Raw genomic sequence first — 26,688 nt, 5'->3', positions numbered from 1 at the left:
GGGGGCGAAGGGATGGAGAAAGGCACGTTTCAGGAGTTTGAGAATGTTAGCTACGAGGCATGGAAGCAGCTTGCTGAAAAAACTTTAAAGGGAGCAGCCTTGGATAGCATTTTCACTGATACGTATGAGAATATTACGTTAAAGCCTTTGTATACAAAAGAAGATGCACAGTCTGCAAGATTTACGCAAGCTGCAAGCTTATTCCCTATATACAGAGATACGATTGCGCAGGAGCTTGTTGGAAATAGCTTGGATGAAACAAATCAAAAGGTGCTGCAGGCGATTGAGCACGGACAGAGCGTTTTGCATGTGCTGCTTGATAAAGCTACGCGGCAAGGAAAAGATTCTGATATGGCACTTCCGAATGAGGTGCTGCAGGCAGGAGCTCCAATCAATTGTGTATCTGATTTCGAGCATGTATTGCAAGGAGTACCATTAGAGAGGCATCCATTCCTCCTTTATACGGGCTATTGGGCAATGCCGATGCTTGCGATCGCAGCAGCTTACAGCAAGCAAAGCGGCTCATCACTTTCAGGAACGATTGGAGCTGACCCGCTCGGTTGTCTTGCAGAGGAAGGATATATACCGTTTACGCTCCAGCAAAGCTTTGATGCAATTGCAGGCACAGTAAAATGGACGAAGCAGCATCTGCCGACAGTTCGAACGATTTTTGTACGGACGGACGGGTATCACAATGCCGGGGCGAATGCCGTTCAAGAATTGGCGGCAGCGCTTGCGACTGCTGTCCAATATGTTCGTGAGGGCATCAAGCGAGGGATAACGGCAGACGATATATGCCGTCAGATGACCTTTAGTTTTTCTGTAGGAACACAGCTATTTATGGAAATCGCAAAGCTTCGCGCAATCCGTGTACTTTGGAAAAAGGCAGCGGAGAGCTTCGGAGCAAAGGAAACCACCATTCATCTTCATACACGCACATCAAAACGTACAAAAACATTGTACGACCACCATGTTAATCTTCTTCGCACCACAACAGAGGCATTTTCTGCAATAATAGGCGGGACAGACACTCTCCACGTGAGTACATACAACGAAGCAGCTAGTATTTCAGAGGAAAACGGCGAACGCTGGGCAAGAAACATTCAGCACATTTTGTGCGGGGAATCGCATCTGTCAAAGGTGTTAGATCCTGCAAGCGGCTCTTATTATGTTGAGGCAATAACGGAGCAGCTTGCCGAAAAGGCGTGGAAGCTGTTTCAGGAAATTGAAACAAAGGGCGGCATGAGTGCATCTTTACAGCAAGGATGGCTGCAAACAAGCATCGCAGAAATTGCTAAGCAGCGTTACCGAAACATTACAGCGCTTGAGCAAAAGATTGTCGGAACAAACGTATATGTAAAGCAAGATGAGCTAAGAGAAGTCGAGAAGTACGGACAACTAGTGGAAAAGGTGCAGCGTCGTGTATCTGAGATAATTGCATACAAGGAGCAGCGGCTGCTGAAAGAATATATGAGGCAAGAGCTGCCGCTGCATCATGAGCAAACACTCAATGAGCTCGTGCGTGCCTGTTCTATCGGTACGACAATTGGTGAAATAACTGCCCTGTTTACAGGAGCAGGGGAAAAGATTGTGCCAATTCGATCTATGAGAGATGCTGAGCCATTTGAAAAACTACGCGGGGCAACAGAAAAATATGTGAAACGAGCAGGAATACAGCCTCATGCGTTACTCATGCAAATTGGAGCAGAGGCGAAAGGTCAAGAACTATCTTCTCTTGTGAAAACGATGTTAGAAGCATGCGGATATCATGTTTCAACAGGGCGGAATACCGCTGAGATTGCAGTGCTGACCCGAGCGGAAACTGCTGCGCTGTTTCTGGAGGGGGATTTAGGTACAGTGAAGGAAGCGATTACAAATATAGTGCAATCTGGATATTCCGGACATATATTCACCATTGGGCAGTGTACCGAAGAGGAAAAGCAACTTCTTGTGGAAAACGGAGTGAGTGATTTTTTACAAGAAGCAGGGGAAATACTTCCGTTGCTATCTGATCTTCAAAATCAGCTGGAGGTGATGGTATGACAATGCCAAATTTTACCGAATTGGATTTTGCAAGCATCTTCGCAAAGGAAGACTGGCAGACAAGGAATGCTGCGGTAGCCTACACATCTAATGAAAAAATTGAGATAAAAACGTTCTATACAAAGCAGGATGTTCAGGGATTAGATTATCTAGACTGTAAGCCGGGGTTTGCTCCGTATCACCGCGGACCGTACTCGTTGATGTACACAAACCGTCCCTGGACGGTTCGGCAATATGCGGGCTTTTCTACTGCAGAGGAAAGCAATGCTTTTTACAAACGCAATCTAGCTGCGGGACAAAAGGGACTATCGGTTGCCTTTGATTTAGCAACACATCGCGGCTATGATTCAGATCATCCACGCGTTGTTGGTGATGTCGGCAAAGCGGGTGTAGCTATCGATTCCATTTTAGATATGAAAATCTTGTTTGACGGTATTCCGCTCGACCGAATGTCCGTTTCGATGACGATGAACGGTGCGGTGCTTCCAGTGCTCGCTTTTTACATCGTTACGGCCGAGGAGCAGGGCGTGAGGCAGGAGCAGCTGTCCGGGACAATTCAAAATGATATTTTAAAGGAGTATATGGTACGGAACACGTATATTTACCCGCCGAAAACATCGATGCGTATTATTGCTGATATTTTCTCATACACTTCCAAACATATGCCAAAATTCAACAGCATTAGTATTTCGGGCTATCATCTGCAGGAGGCGGGAGCACCGGCTGATTTAGAGCTCGCATATACGCTTTTAAACGGCGTGGAATATGTGCGCACTGGCCTTAAGGCTGGCCTTGCGGTTGATTCGTTCGCGCCGCGCTTATCGTTTTTCTGGGCGATTGGAATGAATTACTTTATGGAAGTAGCGAAAATGCGTGCCGGGCGTTTGCTATGGGCAAAGCTAATGAAGCAATTTCATCCAAAGGATAGCAAGTCGTTAGCATTGCGTACGCACTCACAAACATCAGGCTGGAGCTTAACAGCGCAGGATCCGTTTAATAACGTCACACGCACGTGCATTGAGGCGCTTGCCGCAGCCCTTGGTCATACACAGTCGCTGCATACGAATGCTTTAGATGAAGCGATTGCACTTCCAACAGATTTTTCGGCGCGCATTGCACGCAATACACAGCTGTATCTACAGGAGGAAACCGGAATTTGTTCCGTAATTGACCCATGGGGCGGTTCGTATTATGTAGAAACACTTACTGCACAAATCATGGAGCGTGCTATGGAGCATATGAAAGAAATTGAGAGCTTAGGAGGCATGACAAAGGCAATTGAAAAAGGAATCCCAAAGCTTCGGATTGAGGAGGCAGCTGCACGCAGGCAAGCGCATATTGACTCTGGCAAGGAACCGATTATTGGTGTGAACAAATATCGTTTAGAATCTGAGCAGCCGCTTGAAATTTTAAATATCGATAATACAGCCGTTTTAAAGAAGCAAATTGCAAGGTTAGAGGAATTAAAGCACTCCAGAGACGAGCAGCGAGTGCAGCATGCTCTTCAAGCCATTGCGAAAGCAACAGAAACGGGCGAAGGAAATCTACTTGCTCTATCAATTGAGGCGGCTCGCGTACGTGCGACACTCGGCGAAATTTCCTATGCCATTGAACGTGTTGCCGGTCGCCATAAGGCGGTTATTCAATCTGTAAGCGGCGTATATCATTCCGAGTATGAAAAGCAGGATGAAATAGAGCGCGTCCGCAGAAGCATTGCTGCATTTGCCCAGCGTGAAGGACGCAGACCGCGTATTCTCATGGTGAAGCTTGGACAGGATGGCCATGACCGCGGAGCTAAGGTTGTGGCAACTGCCTATGCTGATCTTGGCTTTGATGTAGATATTGGACCGCTATTTCAGACGCCGGAGGAGGCAGCGCGCCAAGCAGTCGAAAACGATGTGCACTGCGTAGGTATGAGCTCGCTTGCTGGCGGGCATAAAACGCTGCTGCCGCAGCTTATGGAAGCATTGCAAAAGCTTGGCCGTGAGGATATCGTTGTTGTTGTCGGCGGCGTTATTCCGGTGCAGGACTATGCATTTTTATATGAGCATGGCGCAGCAGCTGTGTTTGGACCGGGAACCATTATTCCATTAGCAGCTGAGAAAATGCTGGAGGAAATTCAGCACCGTCTCAGTGATGAGGATGTGGAGTAACGATGGAGCAGCATAAACGACCGGAATGGATGCCGGAGAACGGGGACAGTCAGGATGCTTTCACAACATCAGTGATGAAGGGGAGTGCGCAGCTGCCGGCAGCAAAGCGGGCTTTTCGGAAAAAAGCAGTAACAATTGAAGAATTAGAAGAAGGGGTCAGAAACAATCATCGCACGCTTTTAGCACAGGCGATTACACTGATGGAAAGCAGCGCTGCAAGGCATCAGCAAAAGGCGCAGAAACTGATTCAACGGCTGCTGCCGCACGCCGGACATGCAATTCGCATTGGGATTACTGGTGTGCCAGGTGCCGGGAAGAGCACATTTATTGAAGCGCTGGGAACGATGCTTTGCCAAAGGGGGTACAAGGTAGCTGTCTTAGCGGTTGATCCGAGCAGTACTTTAACAGGGGGCAGCATTCTTGGAGATAAAACCAGGATGGAAAAGCTCGTCCAGCATCCGAACGCATTTGTGCGTCCATCCCCTTCCAGCGGCGCACTTGGCGGTGTGAACCGGCGGACGAGAGAAACATTGCTTGTGTGCGAGGCTGCGGGATATAATGTTATTTTAGTAGAAACAGTCGGTGTCGGACAGAGCGAAGGAAGCGTTCGCGATATGGTTGATTTCTTTTTATTGCTTACCTTAACAGGTGCCGGAGATGAGCTGCAGGGAATCAAACGAGGTATTTTAGAGCTGGTCGATGGAATTGTAATTAACAAGGCGGATGGAGACAATATCATTCGTGTGCAGCAAACCGTAGCTCTTTATAAGCAAATGTCCCGGCTCTTTCTTCCGGCTACAGACGGATGGGAGACGTATGTCGGATCTTGCTCCGCGCTTCATTGTCAGGGGCTTGAGGAGTTTTGGTACGCTGTGCAGCAGTTTCAAGACACCATAGCAGCAGCGGGCATACTTGAAAAAAGACGGAATGCACAAAAGAGAAATTGGCTATATGCGTCTATTCGTGAGCAGCTGGAGCAGCGCTTTTTTGATAATCCGTTTATAAAAGAGCGGCTTGCATTGGCAGAGAATGCGATTGCAAACGGAACCCAAACCGTAACATCAGCTGCCCTGCAGCTGATGGATGATTATGATAGGTTTCAGCGTTCTACTGATCGTCCGTGAGCAGCTGGCTTTGTGCGTTAAAGTTGTATTTCTCTACTTACTCTTGGTAAGATAAGAAAAAGGTTATGTGTGCCGAGGAGGAAATGTAAATGGTAAACTTCAATTTTTTTATGAATGATGTTGTTCGACAAGCGCGAGAAGAAATCGTGGCTGCTGGTTATACAGAATTACATGACGCAGAAGCGGTAGAGGCAGCTTTTGCCCGTTCAGGTGTGACGCTGGTAATGGTTAACTCTGTATGCGGCTGTGCTGGCGGAATTGCCCGTCCTGCAGCAGCACATTCTGTTCATTTCGATAAACGACCTGATCAGCTTGTAACGGTGTTTGCCGGTCAAGACAAGGAAGCAACTGCGCGTGCACGTGAATACTTTGAAGGCTATCCGCCATCTTCTCCGTCATTTGCGCTGCTGAAGGACGGGAAAATTTTAAAAATGGTTGAACGCCATGAAATTGAAGGGCACTCGCCGATGCAGGTTATTGAAAAGCTGCAAGGCTACTTTGACCAATATTGTGAAGAAGTATAAAAGTCGGCTCTGCCGGCTTTTTTTACTGTACACTTTAAGAAAGCCTCTCTCTTTAGGATGATGTCTAACCTCTATAGTCTCCCCCTTCTGCAAAGTAAGCTTCTCCGCAAAAGGAAAAAAGCGTCTTCCGTGGTAAGAAACACAAGGCAAGCTTCTATGAATGAACTAGGCCTGAACTGCGCATTTTGTGTCTTGGTTGTTTTTGTACGGAAACTGCCTCTTTGTTTATAACATTTCCTTCTATTTTTTATAAAGAAAACTCGCCGATTGGCGAAGACAGAGGCGTAGTTGCACCTATACTTTATTCCTAAAATTTCTCACTACGTCGAATTGTCTCCTAGCTAGAAATTTATACTTTCTTAAAGTACAAAAAAGAATTCGTTCTGCTACCCCCTTAAAAAAAATGTTGAATCCGAATATATATAATGGCCAAAGCAAATGGGGGAAGACATAATGAAACAGCGGTTAGGAAAACTTCGCTTTAGGTATTCGTTTAGCGATTGAAACGAATAATTTAGAAAAACCGCTTCAGCTGCGAAGTACGAGCAGAAAAAAGCGGAACAGGAAGCACACAGCAAGCATAAAGGAAAAGATAAAGAATAGGACAGGCGGCAATGGTCACTTCCCGGAGAGGTGACCGTTCTGTCATTTGTTGAACAAGGGGGTGGTGGGAGCATGCTGAGCTTATTATGGCAAGCGGTAAAACCGAAACAAACCGCAGAGGATACCATAAAAGCGCTACAAGAAGGAAAAGGCGACAAGGAAGCCTTTCTTCTGCAATATAAGCCATTTATCCGAAAAGCTGTCTCTTCTGTATGCAAGCGTTACATTACTGAGCAGGATGATGAATTCAGCATTGGCTTATTCGCACTCCATCAGGCGATTGAGCAGTATTCCTATAAAAAAGGAAAGTCCTTTTTCGCGTTTGCTGATCTTCTTATAAAAAGAGATGTGATCGACTACTTGCGAAAAGAAGCCCGTCACAATTTTGTCTTTTTACAAGAAGACCAGCAAGAAGATGTGTACGAAATGCGAATGTCATTAATGGACTATCTAGACAGTATGGAGAACGAGAATCGTAAGGAGGAAATTCTTCATTTCCAGCAAATGCTCGGTCAATTTCGTATTTCCTTCTCAGACCTTGTAAACGACTCGCCAAAGCATCGTGATACACGTGAGTGTCTTGTTGAAATCGCTCAAATGATTGTGCAGGAGGAAGGATTGACTGAAGAGCTGTTTCACAAGAAGCGTCTACCCTTAAAACAGCTAGAAACAAAAGTACGGGTCAGCCGTAAAACGCTTGAGCGGCACAGAAAATATATCATTGCCATGTGTATTGTGCTGCTTAATGAGTATGTATATTTGAAGGAATATATAAAATTGGGGGAAGGACTATGAATAGAGGCATAGTTATGGAAGTGCAGAAACAGAGTGTGCTTGTTTTAACTTCGGAGGGGGAATTCGTCAAATGCAAGAGACAGCACAGAGAATACGAAATTGGAGAAGAGATTTTCTTTCCCCAAGCAGAGAGAATCCAGCAACGCAGCAAACTCTTGTTTTTTTTCTGCTCGAAGCGATTTGCCTTCGCGGCAAGCAGTGTGCTTGCCGCATGTTTGTGGTTGTTTTTTAATAGTCCTGCGGAAGATAAGGCAATGGCATACGTAGCGGTTGATATCAATCCGAGTCTTGAAATAAGCGTAGACAGCGAGATGCATGTCCTAAAGCTTGAGGCATATAATGAAGATGGCCGGAGAGTGCTTAGTAAGCTGAAGGCAGGGGAAGGTGAATCTTTGTCTAAAGTAATACACGCTATTGTCAAGCGATCACAGCAGGACGGTTATTTAAAAGCGGAGAAACAAGTGACAATTACGTCTGTCGCAGCAAGCGGGGCGGACAAACAAATTGAGAAGCGTATAGATGACATTGTTACAACAGTGCAAAAGACATATGAAAAAGAATCGGTAACAGTAGTGTGCCAAAAAGGCACGATGCAGGTACGTGAGAATGCGAAACGAGCAGGTGTTTCGACCGGTATCTATATGAAGCGGGAGAAGGAGAGGTTACAGCAAAAGCAAGAGGAGAATAGGAAGCTAGAGCAGGCGCCGACTCCCCAGCAAGAAACACCAAAGTCTCAGCCGGTTCAGCAATCTGAGGAGAAACAAAAGGAAGTGCCTCTTGCTCCGAGTAATAACGCTAACACAGTTCCGCCACAACAAAGGGAGATCAAGCAAGAGACAGAGAAGGCAGTGGAAAAAGGACAGCAGAAGAAAGAATACAAACAAGACAAGCAAGAAAACGTAAGCACAGCAACGAAAAAAAAGAATGGCGGAGATAAAGAAGAAAAGCAAAATAATGATAAGCAAGATGATCATAAACAAAATGAACATAGACAGGATAATGATGGACAAGATAATCATAAACAAAATAAGCATGATTAAATAAGGATCCGTAATGCTAAGTTATACGTGTCTATCCTTATAAAAAAACGCAAAAACATTCTGTTTCCTGCACTTTTTTTACATTTTAACAAAGTATAAATTTTCAGCTAGAAGCAAATTTGATATAGCAGGAAATTTTAGGAATAAAGTATAAGGGCGACTACGTTTCTGTCCTCACCAATCGGCGAGTTTTCTTTATGACTTAAGAAATTGCTAGCTGGAAGATAATTCGACGTAGCGAGAAATTTTAAGAACAAAGCATAAAGGCAATTACGCCTCTGTCTTCGCCAATTGGCATGTTTTCTTTATTTACAATAAAAATATCATGATAACTTAACATTTAAATGTTTATAAATATAAATTCAGAAAACAAAAAATATAAAGAAACTTCAGTATAGTCAAAATAAATATATTAAAAAAGTTTATATTATGGGATTTTTTAGTTTTTATGCTAATAAAACAGTGTTTTTGGGTTGTTTGAAATGATAATTTAATATTGCATAAATATGTACGTGTGTTAAAATACATTCTGTCGAATAAAAATAATGAATAGTCTCTTTATAAAAGAGTGGATTTCTTTCGATAACAATAAATATATTCAGAAAATTTAAATGGAAACTAGGAGGGAGCAACATGAAGAAATTCGCATCCATTTTTCTTGCAGGCTTACTTGTAACTGGCCTTCTTGGAGCTTGCACAAAGAAAGAGGATACTAACACGGCAGGGAACAAAGAAAAGAAGGTTCTTGTGATGGGAACTTCAGCAGACTATAAGCCTTACGAGTTCGTTGATTCAAAGGTGAGCGATGATATTATCGGCTTTGACGTGGATATCGCTAACTATATCGGGAAAAAGTTAGGCTATGAGGTCCAAATTAAGGACATGGATTTCAGCGGCTTACTAGCAGCAATGGAAGCAAAAAAAGTTGACTTTGTAATGGCTGGTATGACACCAAAAGAAGAGCGTAAGAAGAACGCTGATTTTACAGATATTTATTTTGTGGCAAAAAACATTGTTATCTCTAAAAACGGTGCAGTGAAAAGCATGGCTGACTTACAAGGTAAGAAGATAGGTGTACAAACAGGATCTATTCAAGAAGGAAAAGCAAAAGATTTACAAGCAACAACACAATTTACAATAGAAGGCCGCAACCGCATCTCTGAGCTATTTGAAGAGCTGAAGGTAGGACGCGTTGATGCAATTTTAGTAGAGGATGCAGTTGCAAGCGGCTATTTGAAAAAGATGCCTGAGCTAAAAAGCGTAACAATTCCAGAAGCTGCTGATGAAGCTGGCTCTGCAATCGCTCTTCCAAAAGGAAGCGATAAGACAGAACAATTCAACGCTGTGCTGAAAGAAATGAAAGAGAACGGCGAAATGGACAAGCTAATCAAGAAATGGTTCGAAGGTAACAAATAAATCTTGTCTGGCTGCAATGTTGAGGAATCTCTCGGTGATATGCTGGGAGATTCCTTTCTGTGTGATAACGATTGGAAATTTCTAAATTATTAGAGGATTGCATGGTATTTCTATTTATATTGTGTTTTTGAAAATACTAGAGTTGTTCATATTTCATTGAAGAGGAGAACGGAACGATGAACCTTGATTTTTCGCAAATTGCTCCGTCCATGCCGTACATTCTAAAAGGTCTGCAAGTGACGCTGCAAATCGTGGCGGTTTCAGCTCTTTTAGGATTTGCGTTAGGGATGCTGCTTGCTTTATGTAAAATTGCGCGTATAAAGGCCTTAGGCTTCTTTGCTGATGCATATACATCCATTTTCCGCGGTACACCGCTTGTGCTGCAATTGATGATTATTTACTACGGCTTTCCGCAAATTACCGGCTACGATATTAGTGCCTTCCTGGCAGCGGTTATCGCATTTGGGTTAAACTCCGGTGCTTATATGTCTGAAATTATCCGCGCTGGTATTCAGGCAGTAGATAAAGGACAAACAGAAGCTTCAATGGCACTGGGTGTTCCATATCGAAAAATGATGGGCGACATTATTTTTCCGCAAGCGTTAAAAAACATTTTACCGGCGCTAATGAACGAGTTTATTAGCCTGACAAAGGAATCAGCGGTTGTAACAGTTATCGGTGCTGCTGATTTAATGCGCCGTGCATACATTGTTGGCGGAGAAACGTATTCATATTTTGAGCCGCTTCTATTCGTAGGGCTTGTCTATTATTTACTAGTTATGATACTTACACTCGTTGGAAAAGCGGTCGAAAGGAGATTGAGCAAAGGTGATTAAGATTGAAGGATTGCAAAAATCATTCGGCAAGCTTGAGGTTTTAAAGGGGATTTCCACAACCATTGAACAGGGACAGGTTGTAGCAATTATTGGCCCGTCTGGTTCCGGTAAATCAACTTTTTTACGCTGCATGAATTTACTAGAACAGCCGACTGGCGGACGTGTTTGGATTAACGGAAAGGAAATCACGGATACAAAAACCGATATTATGAAAGTACGCCAAGACGTCGGGATGGTGTTTCAGCATTTTCATTTATTTCCTCATAAAACAGTGCTAGAAAATTTAACGTATGCACCAATAACGGTAAAAGGCGTATCAAAGCAAGCAGCAGAGCAAACAGCGAAGGACTTGCTGCAAAAGGTCGGTCTGCTTCAAAAAGCAAACGAATATCCAACGCGTCTTTCCGGTGGACAAAAGCAGCGTGTTGCTATCGCAAGAGCGCTCGCAATGGAACCGTCCGTTATGCTGTTTGATGAGCCAACCTCAGCACTGGATCCAGAGATGGTGAAAGAGGTGTTAGAGGTAATGAAATCTCTTGCTCACACAGGCATGACGATGGCAATTGTAACGCACGAAATGGGTTTTGCGAAGGAAGTTGCAGATCGTGTTATGTTTTTAGACGGAGGTTATCTTGTAGAGGATGCGCCTCCAAATGAATTCTTCGTCGCACCAAAGAGTGCACGTGCGCAAGAATTTTTACAAAAGATGTTATAATATAGAAGGGGACGGCAATACGCTGTTCCCTTTTTTGCACTTTAAGAACGGATAAATTTCTAGCCCGAAGCCAATTCGATGCAGCGAGAAATTTTTAGGAATACAGTATAAGTAGAGCTATGCCTCTGTCTTCATCTAACGATTCGCCAAGTCGGCGAATTTTCTTTAAGGGTTGTCTAGCGTTTATACATAGGCTCCGCGTAACAGTGCGTATTGCTCATTTGTGATAACAACTGCTTTTGATGTACATATGAATGGAAGAGGGTTAGGCTTATGTTCAAAATTGGATACCGCACTGTGAAAACAGCTGTCGGGGCCGCAGCAGCTCTGTTTTTGGCTCAAGCGCTGGATTTACAGTTTTATAGCTCAGCCGGTATTCTTGTTATTTTATGCGTCCAAAATACAAAGCGAAAATCATTAAAGGTCTCTTTGCATCGTCTTGGTGCTTGTCTTTTATCTATTGTGTTTTCTTTTGCCGTATTTGAAACAATCGGATATCATGCGTTAGCGATTGGTTTGCTGATTCTATTATTTATTCCAACAGCTGTGATGCTCCGAATGGAAGAAGGAATTGTTACAAGTTCGGTTATTGTTATGCACATTTATTCTTTAAAAACAGTAACATGGCCGATTGTTTGGAATGAGGTATGTATCTTAATTATCGGCATTGGCATTGCCCTTCTTGTGAACTTATATATGCCTAGTGTGGAACGAGAACTCAAGAGGTATCAGCAGCTAGTAGAGGAGTATTTTAAATTGTTGCTGCATGAGATGGCTGTTTATTTACGGAGCCGCGAGAGTGATTGGGATGGAAAAGAGATGATTGAAGCGCACGAGCTGTTACATCAGGCTAAGGCATTGGCCTTTCAAAAACTGGAGAATCAGTTTACAAGGGAAGATGACTATTATTACCGTTATTTTACAATGCGCACCCGCCAATTTGAAATCTTGGAGCGTGTGATGCCACTCGTTGCTTCCCTTTCTTGGACATATGAACAATCAGAAATGGTTGCCACATTCATTGAAAGCGTTGGAGCGGCGGTTCGCCCTGAGAGCACGGGACTCATTTCCCTTCAATATCTTCACGAACTTAGGGAGCAGTTCCGCGTGATGCCGTTACCAACGACGCGAGAAGAATTTGAAACAAGAGCGATGCTATTGCAGCTCCTCAATGAAATGGAACAATATTTAATCATTAAAAGCGAGTTTAAGGGGAAGCATACATACATACAATCGCTATAAGAAAGAGAGGTATGTTGTATGCTTCGCACTCTTTCCCTGCTCCTTTTTATTTCCATGTCACCTCTTTGGCCGCTTGGCGATAATCCAAGGGTCGGCGATCCATATATTATCGTCAACAAGCAAACGAACAAGCTTGCCTACATCAATCAAGGCAAAATTCAAGGTGTATTTCCTGTTGCAACAGGAAAAACAAACGATTTAACACCGGAGGGCGCGTTCGATGTTGTGAGAAAGGCGAAAAACCCGTATTACATAAAAAAGAACATTCCTGGCGGTTCTCCCAAGAACCCACTTGGATCGCGCTGGATTGGTTTTAACGCCCGAGGAACGGATGGAAGCAAATATGGTGTCCATGGTACGAACGCTCCGAGCTCCATCGGCAAATATATCTCGCAAGGCTGTATTCGGATGTATAACAAGGATGTCGAGTATTTATATGATCGGATCCCAATGGGAACAAAGATGCTCATTGTGAAAACAAAAAAATCATTTGAACAGCTTGCCAAAGAAAAAGGCGCAATCGCAAGAAGCGAACAGCCGGCTCCGTAAAGGGGGCCGGCTGTTCGCGTATAAAGTCTATGGCAACTACATATCTGTGTGAGTTTTCTACGAGAACATGCTAATGCCGGCTAGAAGCGTTGTAATAATCATGGAAAGTAACATAATGTAGACAACGATTTTTTGTTTTCTTTTGTTCATCGCTTGTCCCTCCTTTTACTTATGTTTCTATTTTAAAGGGAAGAAAGGACAGGGGCAAGCAGAAGCGGATATTGACAATATTCGAGGAGTGGCATACAAAAAAAAGGAATATTTTGTATGTGAAAAGAATATAAAACGTGTATGTCTACTATTTGAACCATTTTTGCAGCTTGTGCTTAGTGAAGGAGAGAGGGAAATGATTAAGAAAATCGATCATATCGGGATTGCAGTAAAATCCCTTCAGGAAACCCTTCCCTTTTACACCGAGATGTTGCAACTGGAGCTTTTGGGGATTGAAGAAGTTGCTTCACAAAAAGTAAAGGTCGCTTTCTTAAAATTAGGCGAAAGCAAGCTTGAGCTTCTTGAACCAACAGCGGCCGATAGTCCTATTGCTCGATTTATCGAAAAGCGCGGTGAAGGCATTCATCATGTGGCACTAGGGGTAAGCACGATTACAGAACGCATTCAGGAGATGCAGGAGAAAGGCATTTCCATGATTGATGTGATTCCGCGTCTTGGAGCCGCCCGTTCCCATATCGCATTTATGCACCCGAAGTCCGCGCATGGTGTGCTGTATGAGCTTTGCGAAAAACAGGTAGAGGCGGAGGGCTAATAGATGGCGGATATTTATGAAAAGCTAAACGAACTCTATGATAAACGACGGAAAATCGAGCTTGGTGGCGGAGATGATAAAATTGAAAAGCAGCATCAGCGCGGCAAGCTGACGGCTCGCGAGCGGATCGAGCTCTTATTAGATACCGGTACCTTTGTCGAGTTGAATCCGTTTATGGAGCACCGCTGTACAGATTTTGGGCTGGCAGCCAAAATTGGACCTGGTGATGGTGTTGTAACGGGTTACGGAAAGGTGAATGGCCGCCCAATCTATTTATTTTCACAGGATTTTACTGTGTTTGGCGGTGCACTTGGCGAAATGCATGCCAAAAAAATTGCGAATGTTATGGATTTGGCAGCACGAAACGGAGCGCCTATCATCGGATTAAATGATTCTGGTGGTGCGCGTATTCAGGAAGGTGTTTTGTCGCTTGACGGATATGGTCATATTTTTTATAGAAATGCCATTTACTCAGGTGTGGTTCCGCAAATTTCTGTAATTATGGGACCATGTGCGGGCGGGGCGGTATATTCTCCAGCTATTACGGATTTTGTGATCATGGTGGAGAATACAAGCCAGATGTTTATTACCGGCCCCAAGGTCATTGAAACGGTAACGGGCGAGAGCATTTCAACTGAAAATCTAGGCGGTGCAACAGTCCATAGCTCAATTAGCGGAAATGCTCATTTTGCAGCGGCTGATGAGGAAGAAGCACTCAAGCTAGTGCGCATACTTTTGAGCTATTTACCGCAAAGCTGCGAGGAACGCCCGCTTTTATATGAAAGACATGATACCAATGATTACCGTCCGGATTTAACGGATGTGATTCCATTTGATTCACTTCGTCCATATGATGTGCGCAAGGTTATTCGGCAGGTTGTAGATGACGATACATTCCTTGAGATTCAAAAGGATTTTGCTAAAAATATTGTAATCGGTTTCGCACGGATAAAAGGAGAAGCTGTCGGATTGGTATGTAACCAACCGAAGGTAATGGCAGGAAGTTTGGATATTGATTCGTCCGACAAAGCAGCCCGTTTTATTCGGTTGTGCGATTCTTTTAATATTCCAATCATTACGTTTGAGGATGTAACAGGCTTTTTCCCAGGTGTGAAGCAGGAGCACGGCGGTATTATCCGACATGGGGCGAAAATTCTATATGCGTACTCCGAAGCAACAGTTCCAAAAATTACAGTCATTCTTCGCAAGGCCTACGGCGGAGCGTATGTAGCATTGAACAGTAAATCAATCGGTGCAGACGTTGTGTTCTCTTGGCCAAATGCTGAAATTGCGGTAATGGGTCCGCAAGGTGCGGTTAATATTATCTTCGCAAAAGAGATTGAAGGCAGTAAGGCGCCAGATGTAACACGAACGGAGCTCATCGATGAGTATCGCGAGAAATTTGCAAATCCATACATTGCAGCAAAGCATGGCATTGTTGATGATGTAATTGATCCCCGGGAAACAAGACAAAAGCTGATTCAGGCGCTCGAAATGCTGCGCACGAAAAAGGAGGAGCGTCCGAAGAGAAAACATGGGAATATCCCATTATGATATGAAGAAGTGAATGCTTAGCCGTTCGCTTCTTCCTGTTTTTTGGTATATGATAGAGAAGTAAGTACAGCTTCTTTATAAAGAAAACTCGCCGATTGGCGAGCCCTACTCTTGGGCGAAGACAGAGGCGTAGTTGCACTTATACTGTATTCCTAAAATTTCCGACTACGTCGAATTGGCTTCTAGCTGGGAATTTATACTTTCCTACAGTGTAAAGATAAGAAAGCATCCTGGTATCGGTGCGGTCCTGCTTCCTTCCACAAGTCGGCTCCGTCCGAACTGTGTGGTTTGGACGTGGGGGGTTTTGTTACGGGAGCAAGCGCGCCTTGGCTTTCCTTATTTAAAAAATTTTGTGCATAGACAAGATTTCCATCAAGTAAAGGCGAAATAGGAAAGATACATAATTTTTTGGGAGGTTCATAGCCATGATTAATCAAGAGCGTTTGCTAAACGAATTTTTAGAGCTTGTACAGGTAGATTCCGAAACAAAGTTTGAAGCGGAGATTTGCAAAGTATTAAAAGAGAAATTTTCTGCCCTTGGTGTAGAAGTATTTGAGGATGATACAACTGCAGAAACTGGGCACGGTGCAGGCAATTTAGTATGCACGCTTCCAGCGACGAAGGAGGGTGCTGATACGATTTATTTTACGTCTCATATGGACACAGTTGTTCCTGGAAAAGGAATCACTCCTTCCGTGAAGGATGGATATGTTGTAACAGACGGGACAACCATTTTAGGGGCGGATGACAAGGCAGGTCTTGCGGCGATGCTGGAAGCGGTTCGTGTGCTAAAGGAGCAGCAGATAGAGCATGGGAAGATCGAATTTATTATTACAGTTGGAGAAGAATCCGGTCTTGTCGGTGCAAAAGCATTAGATCGTTCTCTTATCACCGCTCAGTACGGCTATGCGCTTGACAGTGATGGCAAGGTTGGTGACATTATCGTCGCAGCGCCGACGCAGGCGAAAATTAAAACGATTATTCGTGGAAAAACAGCGCATGCGGGTGTGGCTCCTGAGAAGGGTGTTTCTGCGATCACAATTGCGGCCAAGGCGATTGCAAGAATGCCGTTAGGCCGTATTGACGAAGAAACAACGGCAAATATCGGACGTTTTGAAGGCGGTACACAAACAAACATCGTGTGTGATCATGTTTTGATTTTAGCGGAGGCGCGTTCTCTCATAGGAGAAAAAATGCAGCAGCAGGCGCAAAAAATGAAGGAGGCATTCGAAACGGTAGCTGAGGAAATGGGTGGACAAGCCGAGGTGGAAATCGAGGTGATGTATCCAGGCTTTAAGTTTGCAGATGGTGATCACGTGGTTGAGGTGGCCAAGCGTGCAGTAGCAAGCATCGGACGTACGCCAGCACTCCACCAAAGCGGCGGCGGCAGCGATGCAAATGTAATTGCCGGACACGGCATTCCAACGGTAAATCTCGCTGTTGGGTATGAGGATATTCATACAACAAATGAGAAAATGCCGATTGAGGAATTGGTGAAAACAGCTGAACTGGTTGTTGCGATTGTTCAGGGGACTGCGAAATAAGAAGAGTGAAGAGAGGGCATATTTGTCCTCTTTTCGTATTTTGAGAACGATCTTTCCCCTTGTGGGAAAGGAGTGTTAGCGAGTAGGTGGGAGTAGTTCAATACAGTTATCCTTTTTACATACTTGTACTGACAGTAAATCTAAATTTGCATAGTTGGATTCGAAAGCGTTATTGGCACGGAGTACAGCTTAGCGGATACAACTATAAACACATGAACAATATAACTTATTTTCTGATTGCGAGAAACATTTGCCAATCGGCTCAACTTTCCGTAAGATGAACGGTATATACTATGATATTTGGAGGAAGCAGTGTGGAGTTATTGTTTTTAGGAACAGGTGCAGGCGTTCCCGCAAAAGAGCGAAATGTATCGGCTGCGGCGCTGCAGCTGTTGGAGGAGCGGGCCGCAACGTGGCTGTTTGATTGCGGGGAAGCGACGCAGCATCAAATTTTACATACATCGATTCGGCCGCGCCGGATTGAAAAGATTTTTATTACCCATTTACATGGGGATCATATTTTTGGATTGCCCGGTCTGCTTGGCAGCCGTTCCTTTCAAGGCGGGGATACGCCACTGACGGTATACGGACCAAAAGGGATTCGTTCCTTTATCGAGGTCTCTCTTACAGTAAGTACAACACATGTGAAATATCCGCTTCATATTGTGGAAATCGAAGAAGAGGGTATTGTGTTTGAAGACGAACAGTTTACAGTCGAAACAGCACGTCTTTCTCATGGAATCGAGTGCTTTGGATATCGTATTACAGAGCACGACATTCCCGGACCGCTGCTTGTTGATAAATTGTTTGAGCGCGGCATAAAACCGGGACCTATGTTTAAACGTTTAAAGAACGGCGAAAGTGTTGAGCTTGAGGATGGAACGGTGCTAAGCGGCGCAGATTTTATTGGCCCGCCGCAAAAGGGACGGATTGTCACGATTTTAGGAGATACGCGCTATTGCGAGACAAGTATTCGTTTGGCACAGGATGCAGACGTGCTTGTGCATGAGGCAACGCTGGCGGCTGCCGAAGAAGAGCAGGCGCATGAGTATTATCACTCTACAACGCATCAAGCAGCCCGCGTAGCAATGCTTGCCGGAGCGAAGCGGCTGATTTTGACGCACATAAGCTCTCGTTATCAAGGGGAGCAGTGTGCTCAGCTGCTGGAAGAAGCGCGCGATATTTTCTCTCATACAGAATTGGCGGATGATTTCAAACGATTTTCAATTGGAAAATTTGTATCTCCATCCAAGAGAAGTGAGTAAGAAATGAAAGAGGACGGCAAATTGCCATCCTCTTTCGGTTTTTGTGTGTTGCAAACTTTATTCCACTGTAAGAAAAGATAAGTTTCCAGTTAGATGCCAATTCGACATAGTCAGAAATGTTAGGAATACAGTATCAGTGCAACTCCGCCTCTGTCTGCGCCCAAGGGCAGGGCTCGCTTTATTGCTTCATCAATGCTTGTAGCGTTTCACCCAGCTCATGGGAGCGCTCTGTTGCCCGCTTGATGCATTTTATAATTGCATCTGGGAAACCATTGTTCTGCAGCGTTTCAATCCCAGCTTGGGTTGTGCCGTTCGGGGACGTAATTTCCGCACGCAGAACAGTCGGATGCTTCCCTGTTGTGAGCAGCATATCAGCCGCTCCGGATAATGTTTGTAAGATTAATGATTTAGCAACCTCATCGTCAAGACCAGCCTCGCGCGCTGCTTGTTCCATTGCTTCGACCATGTAATACACATAAGCTGGGCCGCTGCCAGCTAAAGCTGTGACTGCATGCATTTGTTCTTCATCCACAACCGAAACGCTGCCAATTGCTTCAAAGAGCTGTCTTGCAATACGAAGATGTTCTTCTGTTGCATAAGCAGATGCACAAATCGCTGTTGCCGATTTCAAAATAGCAGCTGATGTATTTGGCATAGAACGAACAATCGGTATGTGCTTTTCTAGCAATCCTGTCATAGAAGCTGTTGAAACACCAGCAAGAAGAGAAATAATGAATTGCTTCTCCGTGATGTATTCCTTCACCTCAGCGATTGCTTCAACTACGTCTTTTGGTTTCATAGCAAAAAAGATAATATCGGCATTACGAAGAAGTTCTTTTTTATCGTGTGTGCCGTTTACGTCGTACTTGCTTTTGAAGTACGAGAGCCGATCAGTGTTAGAGCGGTTGCTCACTGTAATATCTTGTCCCTTGACTAAATTTGCTTCCAATAATCCTGCGATCACGGCCTCCGCAATGGAGCCGGCCCCTAAAAAGGCAATTTTATAGCTTTGCATGATAAGCCCCCTGATAAAATGTACTCCCATATCATATGGGACATTTTCTGATTGTTCCGTATTTTTATCACTATACTTCAGAATGTGTTTCCATGTAAAGAGTATATGTCACTTCGAAATGAATGACAAAATTTTACTCTTCGTGTAAACTGAAGGGAGATTCATTTTTTACATGTTTAAGCAGGAACAAGTCTGCAGAATGTGCGGGTTGTTTGGCTATCGAGTCTAAATGGGGCACTTGCGAAAAGGTATAAATTTCTATATAGAAGCTGATCCACGCAGCAGGAAATTTTAGGAACAAAGTGCAGTTGCAACTACGTCTCTGTCTGCGCCAATCGACGAGTTTTCTTTACACTGTAAGAAGATATAAATTTCCAGCCAGAAGTCAATTCGACGTAGTCGGAAATTTTAGGGATACAGTGTAAGTGCAACTACGTCTCTGTCTGCGCCTATCGGCTTGCCAATCGACGAGTTTTCTTTACAGGTAAAAGAATAAGGGGGCTGAACAATGGACACCATTTACCGACTGGAGATTCCAGTTCCGTTTGCAGTGGAAACAGTGAATGTATTTTTAATAAAAGGCGATTCGTTGACGCTTGTAGATACGGGAACAAATACAGCAGAGGCCCGCTTGGCTTTACAGGCTGGGCTTGGTGAACTTGGCTATCGTTTGTCTGACATTGAAACAGTTATCATTACACATCATCACGTAGATCACTCTGGCTTGCTGAATGATTTTTCGGAGACCACTGCTATTATTGGGCATCCGCGGAATGAGCCGTGGATTAGTCAAAATCCAGACTTTTTAGCATGCTATGAGCAATTTTTTCAAGATATTGTACCGCAGTTCGGCATCCCGGAAGTGATTGCGAAGTATGGACCCCCGATGAAGAGGACGCTTGCTTACGCGAGCAAGCGCTCGTTAAGTGCAGCGGTTCAGGAAGGGGATCGTCTGGATTTCTTGCCGGAGTTTACCGTGATCGAGACACCGGGACACGCTTCTACCCACATCGCTTTGTTTCGGGAGCAGGACGGCTTGATGATTGGCGGCGATGCATTGCTCGGTCATATTTCCTCGAATCCATTATTAGAACCGCCTTATTTCGGAGAGACGGAGCGGAAAAAGCCGCTGTTAGAATATAATGGTACATTGCGACGGCTTGGAGAGATGCCGATTTCGCGTATTTTGCCGGGGCATGGCAGTGATGTCACACAGGTAAGTGAACTTGTAGCGGAGCGGTTGAAAAAACAGGAAGCTCGGGCGCAAAAGGTACTCAATATGCTGAAGGAAAAACCGATGACGGCGTTTGAAATATGCATACAGCTGTTTCCGACACTGTATACGAAGCAGTTTGCGCTCACTTTGTCTGAAACAGTTGGACAATTGGACTTTTTAAAATATAATCAACAAATATTATTAGATACATCTGTAGCAGAGTGGATGTATTATGCGAAATAGGTGAGAATATGAAGCTTAGCGGAAAAGTGATTGTTATTACAGGTGCCTCAAGCGGCATCGGTGCGCAGCTTGCCTTGCAGGCCGCAGCTCTTGGAGCAGTGCTTGTTATCATGGCACGCACGAAAAGTAAGCTTGAAGAACTAAAGGAGAAGATTGAAGCTCAGTACCGCACCCCTTGCCATGTTTATGCACTTGATGTAAGTGATGAGCGGATGGTGGAAGAAACATTTGCACGTGTTGAGAAGGAAGTCGGTTCTGTCGATGTGCTTGTGAACAATGCGGGCTTTGGTATTTTCAAAACGTTTCAGGATGCCTCCATGGCGGAGGTCAAGGAGATGTTTCATGTAAATGTATTTGGTCTTGTTGCTTGTACGAAGGCAGTTCTCCCAAGCATGCTTCGGCGTAACAGCGGACATATTGTCAATATTGCCTCGCTTGCTGGGAAGATCGCAACACCAAAATCAAGTGCATATGCGGCAACAAAGCATGCGGTGCTTGGTTTTACAAACAGTCTGCGCATGGAGCTCGGTAATACAAATATAGGTGTTACGGCTGTAAATCCAGGTCCTATTGAAACAAATTTTTTCAATATTGCTGATCAATCCGGTACGTATGTCAAAAGCATGCAACGATATATGCTGAAAGCTGATTATGTCGCAAAGAAAACGATAAAAGCGATTGAAACAGGAAAGCGGGAGCTAAATCTTCCGCGTTGGATGGGAATCGGTCCTGTGATTTTTTCTTTATTTCCTGGTTTATTTGAGCGTGCGGCAGGAAAATCGCTTAACAAAAAATAAATGGGAAGGCTGTAATAGCTCTCCCATTTTATTTTTTCGATGAAGCTGCCGAATAATTTTATCGAAAGCACTTGCCAGTGATATCTTACTAACGGTTGGTATGAGAAATCCTAACTGTACTGCTTGATATACAAACTAATCAAAAACCCCAGCCGTAAACGCTACGGCTGGGGTTTTTGGAGATTGTCCCGGAACAGCCTTTTGCTTATTATTTGCTGCAGACCTATCCTCTTACTGGCTTGAATTGGTGATAAATTCGTATACGGCATCCTCTATGAGCTCGTATAGCTCAGCATCAGGCTGATCCCGCTGCATCTTCCATATTTCCTCAAGAAGCTGCCTGTAATCGGACTCGGAAAGCGGCAAAGTCTCTTTCGTATAATGATATTGATAAAAACAATTGCGGATCATATTTTTGATCAATGCTTCATTCATTTGTTTAAGTCCCTTTGTTCTTGATTTTGTAACAGTATACAGCAGAAGTAAGGAAGGATAAAGAAAAAATAAGCTGTTTTTGTTGGATTCTTAATCAAAACAAGTTTTTATGCATTTCAATGAATAAAAACATCCTTTTTATGAAAGTCACGTTTTAAACCAGCTGAAGCTACGCAGCTTTATACTACTGTTTGAAAAAAGAATATGCTTTGTCCGTCTTTTTTTAGGACATTATAAGAAAGAAAAGTTTCCGAATTTTTTGCTGGCCTTCTTGCGGGGCGTTCTGATATTGTGCGAACATGAAAAAAATTCGGTCATTTATAAATATTTAATTGACGTCATAAATATACAATATTATAATCAGAGATACATTGATTTTATGAGCGGAGGGAATATATGAAAACATCTGTTATCGGTGCTACGGGATACGGCGGAGTGGAGTTGCTGCGATTGCTTGCTCACCACCCTGAGCTTGAGGTTGCTTCGATTCACTCATTTTCGCAAACGGGGGAACCGATTAGCAATCAGTATCCGCACCTAAACTCGATCGTAACAAATACATTAGAAGAAATAGACGCAGATCATATTGCGAATACTAGCGAGCTTGTATTTCTAGCAACGCCTCCAGGGGTTTCTAAAGAGCTGACTCCAGGGCTATTGCGAAAAGGCTTAAAAGTGATTGATCTCTCTGGGGATTTCCGTATGAAAAATCCAGATGAGTATGAGCAATGGTATAAACGACCGGCTGCTGGGCGAGAGGATTTAGCAAAAGCAGTTTACGGATTATCAGAATGGAAAAGGGATAGCATCTACGGAGCAGACTTGATTGCGAATCCAGGATGCTATGCAACTGCTACATTGCTTGCGGCTGCACCTCTTATGAAGGAACAATTAATTGAAGAGAATTCTCTTATTATTGACGCAAAATCAGGTGTATCGGGAGCAGGAAAATCACCAAACGCGATGACGCATTTCCCGGAAATTCACGATAACCTTAGAATATATAAAGTAAATGAGCATCAGCATGTGCCAGAAATTGAGCAAATGCTGACAGAATGGAATGAAAATACGAAGCCTATTACCTTTAGCACGCACCTCATTCCGATCACACGCGGCATCATGGTAACAATGTATGGGCAGGCAAAGCGTGAAATGACACGGGAGCAACTAAAGCAAATATATGAGGAAAGCTATGCAGACGCTTCATTCGTACGGATCCGCCAGAGCGGCTATCCAAGTCCGAAAGAGGTATGCGGCTCAAACTATTGCGATATAGCTGTAACATATGATGAGCGAACAGGACGGATTACAGTTGTATCTGTTATTGATAACTTGATGAAGGGCGCTGCAGGGCAAGCGGTGCAAAACGCAAATATTGTATTAGGATTGAATGAACGAACAGGGCTTGATATCGTGCCTTTGTATCCATAGAGGAGGAAGAAAAATCATGATTGAAACATCAGTGTGCGTAAAACTAGCAAATGGATCTATTGTTACTCCAAAAGGCTTTAAAGCAACAGGAGTGCACGCCGGAATTCGAAAAGCGAGGAAAGATCTCGGAGCGATTTTGTGTGAGGTACCGGCCAGCTGCGCAGCTGTGTATACACGAAATCAATTTCAGGCAGCACCAATTGTTGTCACGAAAGACAGCATCGCTGCGCACGGCAAGCTTCAAGCAGTTGTCGTAAATAGTGGGAATGCGAATGCGTGTACAGGAGAGCAAGGAGAACAGGACGCTTTTGAGATGCGCACACTGACAGCGCAGCAATTTGGTTTAGAGGAACATCTTGTAGCGGTCGCTTCAACAGGAGTGATCGGTGAAATGCTTCCGATGGAAACAGTGCGCGGGGGGATCTCGCAGCTTTCTCCTACAGAGGATGAGCAGGATGCCTTTGGCTTTTATGAAGCGATTTTAACAACAGACTTAGTTGTGAAGAAAACATGCTACCAAACAATGATTGATGGCAAATGTGTAACAGTAGCAGGTGCGGCAAAGGGTTCTGGCATGATCCACCCGAATATGGCGACAATGCTAGGCTTTCTTACAACGGATGCAAATATTGACAGTGAGGTGCTGCAGCAGGCACTGCGCACAGTAACGGATCGCACATTTAATCAAATTACAGTAGATGGCGAAACATCTACAAATGATATGGTCGTTGTGATGGCGAGCGGATTGGCAGAAAATGAGCCGCTTCATCCGGGACATCCAGACTGGGATAAATTTTTCCAAGCATTTAAAAGTGCAAGCGAGGATTTAGCAAAGGCGATTGCAAAAGACGGCGAAGGCGCAACAAAGCTGATTGAAGTGAATGTGCATGGCGCGACTTCAGAGGATGATGCGCGTATGGCGGCGAAGAAAATCGTTGGCTCTAGCCTAGTGAAAACAGCAGTTTATGGTGAAGATGCGAACTGGGGTCGAATCATCGGTGCATTAGGCCATAGTGAAGCGCCGGTAAATCCGCGCACGGTGGATATTTCATTAGGAGATATCGCTGTACTGAAACAAAGTGAACCGCAGCCTTTCTCAGAAGAAGAAGCAAAGCGTTATTTACAGCAGGATACAATTGTAATTAACGTGAACTTAAACATTGGGGACTTCAGCGGAACGGCATGGGGTTGTGATTTAAGCTATGATTACGTGAAAATTAATGCGAGCTATCGCACGTAAGGGGAGACGGAAATGAAAGAGGCAATTGTAGTAAAGTGCGGCGGGAGTGTCTTAGCACGTCTGTCGGACACTTTCTTTTCGAGCCTGCAAAAGCTAAAAGCAGAACACGACCTTGTCGTTGTCCATGGAGGCGGGCCGGAAATCGATGAAATGTTGACGAAGCTAAACATTCCAGTAGAAAAAAAGAACGGATTGCGCGTCACAACAAAGGATGTATTAGAAGTTGTAGAAATGATTTTATGTGGAATGGTAAACAAAAATCTCGTAGCACGCTTTGAGAAAAACGGCGCGTCAGCTGTCGGATTATCCGGCTGCGATGGCAAACTTCTCGAAGCTGCCGCTTTAAATGAAGAGCTTGGATATGTTGGCGATGTGAAGACTGTAAATGTGAAGCTGCTGCAAAGCTTGCTGTCACAGGAACTCGTTCCAGTCGTGTCTCCGGTAGGTATGGATACAAGCGGTCAGCTGTATAACATTAACGGTGATACAGCTGCGGGAGCGATTGCTTCTTCACTTGGAGCAAAGCAACTTTTATTTGTAACGGACGTTCCAGGTGTACTTCATAACGGTGAACTTATTCGCGAGGCGAACGAAGAGCTATTGTCCAGTCTGATTGAAGAGGGAGTCATTACGGGCGGTATGATTCCAAAGGTGAAGGCGGCTTTAGCTTCACTGCAGGGTGAAGTTGAGCAGGTTATTATCGTAGATGGACTTAAAGGCTTTATTGATGAGAACGGAGCAATCATTGGAACAACTGTTACGAAAGGAGTGAAGGCAGGATGAGCAGCGCGTTATTTCCGAATTACAAACGCTGGGAATTGGAAATCGTAGAGGGTAAAGGCACAAAGGTAATTGATGCAAATGGAACGGAATACTTAGACTTTGTCTCTGGTATCGCTGTATGCAATCTAGGACATTGTCATCCTGCTGTAGTTGAAGCGGTGCAGGCACAATTACAAAAGCTATGGCACGTTTCAAATCTTTTTGAAAACTCCTTACAGGAGGAAGTTGCGTCTCTTCTCGTTGCAAATAGCGACGGACAGCGTGTATTTTTCTGTAACAGCGGCGCAGAAGCAAATGAGGCAGCTATTAAACTAGCCCGTAAACATACAGGGAAAAGCAGAATTTTAACGTTCCATCAATCATTCCACGGCCGCACATTTGCGACAATGACGGCAACAGGACAAGAGAAAATTCACAGCGGCTTTGGTCCGCTGCTCCCGACGTTTTCTTATTTGCCATTTAACGACGCGGCGGCGCTTGAGCAGGCGATGGATCATGAAGTGGCGGCCGTTATGGTAGAGGCTGTGCAAGGGGAAGGCGGCGTAACGCCAGCACAAACAGAATTTCTGCAGGCAGCAGAAAAGCTTTGCAAGAAATATGGCGCATTGCTAATTATTGATGAAGTGCAAACAGGAATCGGGCGGACAGGAAAAGCGTTCGCTTATCAGCACTACGGCATTTCTCCTGACATCATTACAGTAGCGAAGGGACTTGGAAACGGTATTCCAGTTGGGGCGCTTATTGGAAAAGAGGAGCTTGCGGATACATTTAGTGCGGGAACACACGGTACAACGTTTGGCGGGAATATGATTGCAATGTCTGCTGCGAAAGCGGTGCTAGAGAACGTAATGCAGCCAGAATTCTTAGAAAGTGTGACTGAAAAAGAGGCGTACTTTATGGAACTTCTGCAAGATGTAACATCTCTTCCAGTTGTTAAAGAAGTGCGCGGCAAAGGGTTAATGATCGGAATCGAATGTAACACAGAAGCGGCTCCTTTTGTAACAGAGCTACAAAAGAAGGGCTTGCTCGTATTGGTGGCTGGACCGAATGTTGTACGTCTGTTGCCTCCTTTAACGGTAACAAAGGAAGAGCTGGAAACAGCTGCTAGCGCAATAAAAGAAGTACTAGGCAAAGTCAGTGCAGTCTCACTATAAAGAAAACTCGCCGATTGGCGAGCCGTGCCCTTGGGCGAAGACAGAGTTGCACTTACATTCCTGAAATTCCCATATAAGTAGCGTGACTTCTAGCTAGAAATTTATAATTTTTTATAGTGTAATAAAAAGCGGAGCTAGTCAGAATGGCTCACGCTGTAAAATACCTCCTCACCATAGAAGGTGCGTTTCTGCCTTTTATGGTGAGTGT

General features: G+C 44.3%; 24 protein-coding genes. 21 read left to right on the top strand and 3 right to left on the bottom strand.

Features of this window, described 5'->3' with window-relative positions; all coding sequences use genetic code 11:
• The first annotated feature begins 12 nt into the window (after positions 1 to 12).
• From EP737_RS06590 to EP737_RS06540, 11 genes are all read left to right on the top strand, one after another.
• Positions 13 to 2,043: a methylmalonyl-CoA mutase subunit beta gene (locus EP737_RS06590; RefSeq protein WP_129727144.1), complete on the top strand. Its 2,031-nt coding sequence runs from the start codon at positions 13 to 15 to the stop codon at positions 2,041 to 2,043.
• Positions 2,040 to 4,196: a methylmalonyl-CoA mutase gene (gene scpA, locus EP737_RS06585; protein WP_129727143.1), complete on the top strand. Its 2,157-nt coding sequence runs from the start codon at positions 2,040 to 2,042 to the stop codon at positions 4,194 to 4,196. Before EP737_RS06590 ends, scpA begins: the two co-directional genes overlap by 4 nt.
• Before the next feature lie 2 nt (positions 4,197 to 4,198).
• Positions 4,199 to 5,320 (top strand): methylmalonyl Co-A mutase-associated GTPase MeaB, encoded by a 1,122-nt coding sequence (gene meaB, locus EP737_RS06580; protein WP_129727142.1) that lies wholly within the window; start codon positions 4,199 to 4,201, stop codon positions 5,318 to 5,320.
• A gap of 89 nt (positions 5,321 to 5,409) precedes the next feature.
• Entirely contained in the window at positions 5,410 to 5,844 is a 435-nt protein-coding gene (locus EP737_RS06575) for a BrxA/BrxB family bacilliredoxin (RefSeq protein ID WP_129727141.1), read from the top strand.
• 675 nt (positions 5,845 to 6,519) lie between these two features.
• The gene (sigI, locus tag EP737_RS06570) at positions 6,520 to 7,242 is read left to right on the top strand and encodes an RNA polymerase sigma-I factor (RefSeq protein WP_129727140.1); all 723 of its coding nucleotides are present in this window, start codon (positions 6,520 to 6,522) and stop codon (positions 7,240 to 7,242) included.
• Positions 7,239 to 8,282 carry an anti-sigma factor domain-containing protein gene (locus tag EP737_RS06565; RefSeq protein WP_129727139.1) on the top strand — a complete coding sequence of 348 codons (1,044 nt, stop codon included), beginning with the start codon at positions 7,239 to 7,241 and terminating at the stop codon, positions 8,280 to 8,282. Before sigI ends, EP737_RS06565 begins: the two co-directional genes overlap by 4 nt.
• 633 nt (positions 8,283 to 8,915) lie before the next feature.
• Positions 8,916 to 9,698, top strand: coding sequence for a transporter substrate-binding domain-containing protein (locus EP737_RS06560; RefSeq protein ID WP_129727138.1), 783 nt, complete (start codon positions 8,916 to 8,918; stop codon positions 9,696 to 9,698).
• A gap of 176 nt (positions 9,699 to 9,874) precedes the next feature.
• The gene (locus EP737_RS06555) at positions 9,875 to 10,534 is read left to right on the top strand and encodes an amino acid ABC transporter permease (protein ID WP_129727137.1); all 660 of its coding nucleotides are present in this window, start codon (positions 9,875 to 9,877) and stop codon (positions 10,532 to 10,534) included.
• Positions 10,527 to 11,249 (top strand): amino acid ABC transporter ATP-binding protein, encoded by a 723-nt coding sequence (locus EP737_RS06550; RefSeq protein ID WP_129727136.1) that lies wholly within the window; start codon positions 10,527 to 10,529, stop codon positions 11,247 to 11,249. Before EP737_RS06555 ends, EP737_RS06550 begins: the two co-directional genes overlap by 8 nt.
• A 273-nt stretch (positions 11,250 to 11,522) precedes the next feature.
• Positions 11,523 to 12,491: an aromatic acid exporter family protein gene (locus EP737_RS06545; RefSeq protein ID WP_129727135.1), complete on the top strand. Its 969-nt coding sequence runs from the start codon at positions 11,523 to 11,525 to the stop codon at positions 12,489 to 12,491.
• A gap of 18 nt (positions 12,492 to 12,509) precedes the next feature.
• Positions 12,510 to 13,040, top strand: coding sequence for a L,D-transpeptidase (locus EP737_RS06540; RefSeq protein ID WP_129727134.1), 531 nt, complete (start codon positions 12,510 to 12,512; stop codon positions 13,038 to 13,040).
• 57 nt (positions 13,041 to 13,097) lie between these two features.
• On the opposite strand, the gene prli42 is transcribed toward EP737_RS06540, so the two are convergent.
• On the bottom strand, positions 13,098 to 13,190 hold the full coding sequence (gene prli42, locus EP737_RS25455) for a stressosome-associated protein Prli42 (RefSeq protein ID WP_165350712.1): 93 nt from the start codon (positions 13,188 to 13,190) through the stop codon (positions 13,098 to 13,100).
• A gap of 196 nt (positions 13,191 to 13,386) precedes the next feature.
• Here prli42 and mce point away from each other — a divergent pair, with 196 nt between their 5' ends.
• The 4 genes from mce (at position 13,387) to rnz (ending at position 18,166) form a co-directional block, all read left to right on the top strand.
• Positions 13,387 to 13,803 (top strand): methylmalonyl-CoA epimerase, encoded by a 417-nt coding sequence (mce, locus tag EP737_RS06535; RefSeq protein WP_129727133.1) that lies wholly within the window; start codon positions 13,387 to 13,389, stop codon positions 13,801 to 13,803.
• Between the two features lie 3 nt (positions 13,804 to 13,806).
• A complete protein-coding gene (locus EP737_RS06530; RefSeq protein WP_129727132.1) occupies positions 13,807 to 15,357 on the top strand; it encodes an acyl-CoA carboxylase subunit beta in 1,551 nt (516 codons plus the stop codon).
• 425 nt (positions 15,358 to 15,782) lie between these two features.
• Positions 15,783 to 16,901, top strand: a complete 1,119-nt coding sequence (locus EP737_RS06525) for a M20/M25/M40 family metallo-hydrolase (protein ID WP_129727131.1) — start codon at positions 15,783 to 15,785, stop codon at positions 16,899 to 16,901.
• 314 nt (positions 16,902 to 17,215) lie between these two features.
• Complete coding sequence (gene rnz / locus EP737_RS06520; protein WP_129727130.1) at positions 17,216 to 18,166, top strand: ribonuclease Z; 951 nt, start codon at positions 17,216 to 17,218, stop codon at positions 18,164 to 18,166.
• A 178-nt stretch (positions 18,167 to 18,344) separates the two neighbouring features.
• Here the strand turns inward: rnz and proI are convergent, their stop codons facing one another.
• Complete coding sequence (gene proI, locus EP737_RS06515) at positions 18,345 to 19,181, bottom strand: pyrroline-5-carboxylate reductase ProI (protein WP_129727129.1); 837 nt, start codon at positions 19,179 to 19,181, stop codon at positions 18,345 to 18,347.
• A gap of 508 nt (positions 19,182 to 19,689) precedes the next feature.
• Between proI and EP737_RS06510 the strand changes: the two genes are divergently transcribed.
• Positions 19,690 to 20,640: an MBL fold metallo-hydrolase gene (locus tag EP737_RS06510; RefSeq protein ID WP_129727128.1), complete on the top strand. Its 951-nt coding sequence runs from the start codon at positions 19,690 to 19,692 to the stop codon at positions 20,638 to 20,640.
• Between the two features lie 8 nt (positions 20,641 to 20,648).
• Positions 20,649 to 21,437, top strand: coding sequence for an SDR family NAD(P)-dependent oxidoreductase (locus EP737_RS06505; RefSeq protein WP_129727127.1), 789 nt, complete (start codon positions 20,649 to 20,651; stop codon positions 21,435 to 21,437).
• 231 nt (positions 21,438 to 21,668) lie between these two features.
• On the opposite strand, the gene EP737_RS06500 is transcribed toward EP737_RS06505, so the two are convergent.
• The gene (locus EP737_RS06500) at positions 21,669 to 21,872 is read right to left on the bottom strand and encodes a YqzH family protein (RefSeq protein ID WP_129727126.1); all 204 of its coding nucleotides are present in this window, start codon (positions 21,870 to 21,872) and stop codon (positions 21,669 to 21,671) included.
• Between the two features lie 396 nt (positions 21,873 to 22,268).
• On the opposite strand from EP737_RS06500, the gene argC reads away from it, so the two are divergent.
• The 4 genes from argC to EP737_RS06480 are packed head-to-tail and all read left to right on the top strand — an operon-like array spanning position 22,269 to position 26,480.
• Positions 22,269 to 23,303, top strand: a complete 1,035-nt coding sequence (gene argC / locus EP737_RS06495; RefSeq protein WP_129727125.1) for an N-acetyl-gamma-glutamyl-phosphate reductase — start codon at positions 22,269 to 22,271, stop codon at positions 23,301 to 23,303.
• Between the two features lie 16 nt (positions 23,304 to 23,319).
• Entirely contained in the window at positions 23,320 to 24,543 is a 1,224-nt protein-coding gene (gene argJ, locus EP737_RS06490; protein ID WP_129727124.1) for a bifunctional ornithine acetyltransferase/N-acetylglutamate synthase, read from the top strand.
• A gap of 12 nt (positions 24,544 to 24,555) precedes the next feature.
• Positions 24,556 to 25,326, top strand: coding sequence for an acetylglutamate kinase (gene argB / locus EP737_RS06485; RefSeq protein WP_129727123.1), 771 nt, complete (start codon positions 24,556 to 24,558; stop codon positions 25,324 to 25,326).
• Positions 25,323 to 26,480, top strand: coding sequence for an acetylornithine transaminase (locus tag EP737_RS06480; protein ID WP_129727122.1), 1,158 nt, complete (start codon positions 25,323 to 25,325; stop codon positions 26,478 to 26,480). Before argB ends, EP737_RS06480 begins: the two co-directional genes overlap by 4 nt.
• Positions 26,481 to 26,688: the final 208 nt, after the last annotated feature.

The sequence above is a fragment of the Ectobacillus funiculus genome (assembly GCF_004138295.1).
GTDB lineage: Bacteria > Bacillota > Bacilli > Bacillales > Bacillaceae_G > Ectobacillus > Ectobacillus funiculus.
This window is presented reverse-complemented; position numbering and strand designations above follow the sequence as displayed.

Bases quoted from the DNA above. Each gene is read 5' to 3' on its own strand.
- EP737_RS06505 (WP_129727127.1), top strand. From the start codon at position 20,649: ATGAAGCTTAGCGGAAAAGTGATTGTTATTACAGGTGCCTCAAGCGGC.
- EP737_RS06565 (WP_129727139.1), top strand. From the start codon at position 7,239: ATGAATAGAGGCATAGTTATGGAAGTGCAGAAACAGAGTGTGCTTGTT.
- EP737_RS06560 (WP_129727138.1), top strand. From the start codon at position 8,916: ATGAAGAAATTCGCATCCATTTTTCTTGCAGGCTTACTTGTAACTGGC.
- EP737_RS06530 (WP_129727132.1), top strand. From the start codon at position 13,807: ATGGCGGATATTTATGAAAAGCTAAACGAACTCTATGATAAACGACGG.
- EP737_RS06575 (WP_129727141.1), top strand. From the start codon at position 5,410: ATGGTAAACTTCAATTTTTTTATGAATGATGTTGTTCGACAAGCGCGA.
- meaB (WP_129727142.1), top strand. From the start codon at position 4,199: ATGGAGCAGCATAAACGACCGGAATGGATGCCGGAGAACGGGGACAGT.
- EP737_RS06590 (WP_129727144.1), top strand. From the start codon at position 13: ATGGAGAAAGGCACGTTTCAGGAGTTTGAGAATGTTAGCTACGAGGCA.
- argC (WP_129727125.1), top strand. From the start codon at position 22,269: ATGAAAACATCTGTTATCGGTGCTACGGGATACGGCGGAGTGGAGTTG.
- EP737_RS06480 (WP_129727122.1), top strand. From the start codon at position 25,323: ATGAGCAGCGCGTTATTTCCGAATTACAAACGCTGGGAATTGGAAATC.
- prli42 (WP_165350712.1), bottom strand. From the start codon at position 13,190: ATGAACAAAAGAAAACAAAAAATCGTTGTCTACATTATGTTACTTTCC.
- EP737_RS06545 (WP_129727135.1), top strand. From the start codon at position 11,523: ATGTTCAAAATTGGATACCGCACTGTGAAAACAGCTGTCGGGGCCGCA.
- scpA (WP_129727143.1), top strand. From the start codon at position 2,040: ATGACAATGCCAAATTTTACCGAATTGGATTTTGCAAGCATCTTCGCA.
- mce (WP_129727133.1), top strand. From the start codon at position 13,387: ATGATTAAGAAAATCGATCATATCGGGATTGCAGTAAAATCCCTTCAG.
- sigI (WP_129727140.1), top strand. From the start codon at position 6,520: ATGCTGAGCTTATTATGGCAAGCGGTAAAACCGAAACAAACCGCAGAG.
- EP737_RS06500 (WP_129727126.1), bottom strand. From the start codon at position 21,872: ATGAATGAAGCATTGATCAAAAATATGATCCGCAATTGTTTTTATCAA.
- argB (WP_129727123.1), top strand. From the start codon at position 24,556: ATGAAAGAGGCAATTGTAGTAAAGTGCGGCGGGAGTGTCTTAGCACGT.
- proI (WP_129727129.1), bottom strand. From the start codon at position 19,181: ATGCAAAGCTATAAAATTGCCTTTTTAGGGGCCGGCTCCATTGCGGAG.
- EP737_RS06525 (WP_129727131.1), top strand. From the start codon at position 15,783: ATGATTAATCAAGAGCGTTTGCTAAACGAATTTTTAGAGCTTGTACAG.
- EP737_RS06555 (WP_129727137.1), top strand. From the start codon at position 9,875: ATGAACCTTGATTTTTCGCAAATTGCTCCGTCCATGCCGTACATTCTA.
- EP737_RS06540 (WP_129727134.1), top strand. From the start codon at position 12,510: ATGCTTCGCACTCTTTCCCTGCTCCTTTTTATTTCCATGTCACCTCTT.
- argJ (WP_129727124.1), top strand. From the start codon at position 23,320: ATGATTGAAACATCAGTGTGCGTAAAACTAGCAAATGGATCTATTGTT.
- EP737_RS06510 (WP_129727128.1), top strand. From the start codon at position 19,690: ATGGACACCATTTACCGACTGGAGATTCCAGTTCCGTTTGCAGTGGAA.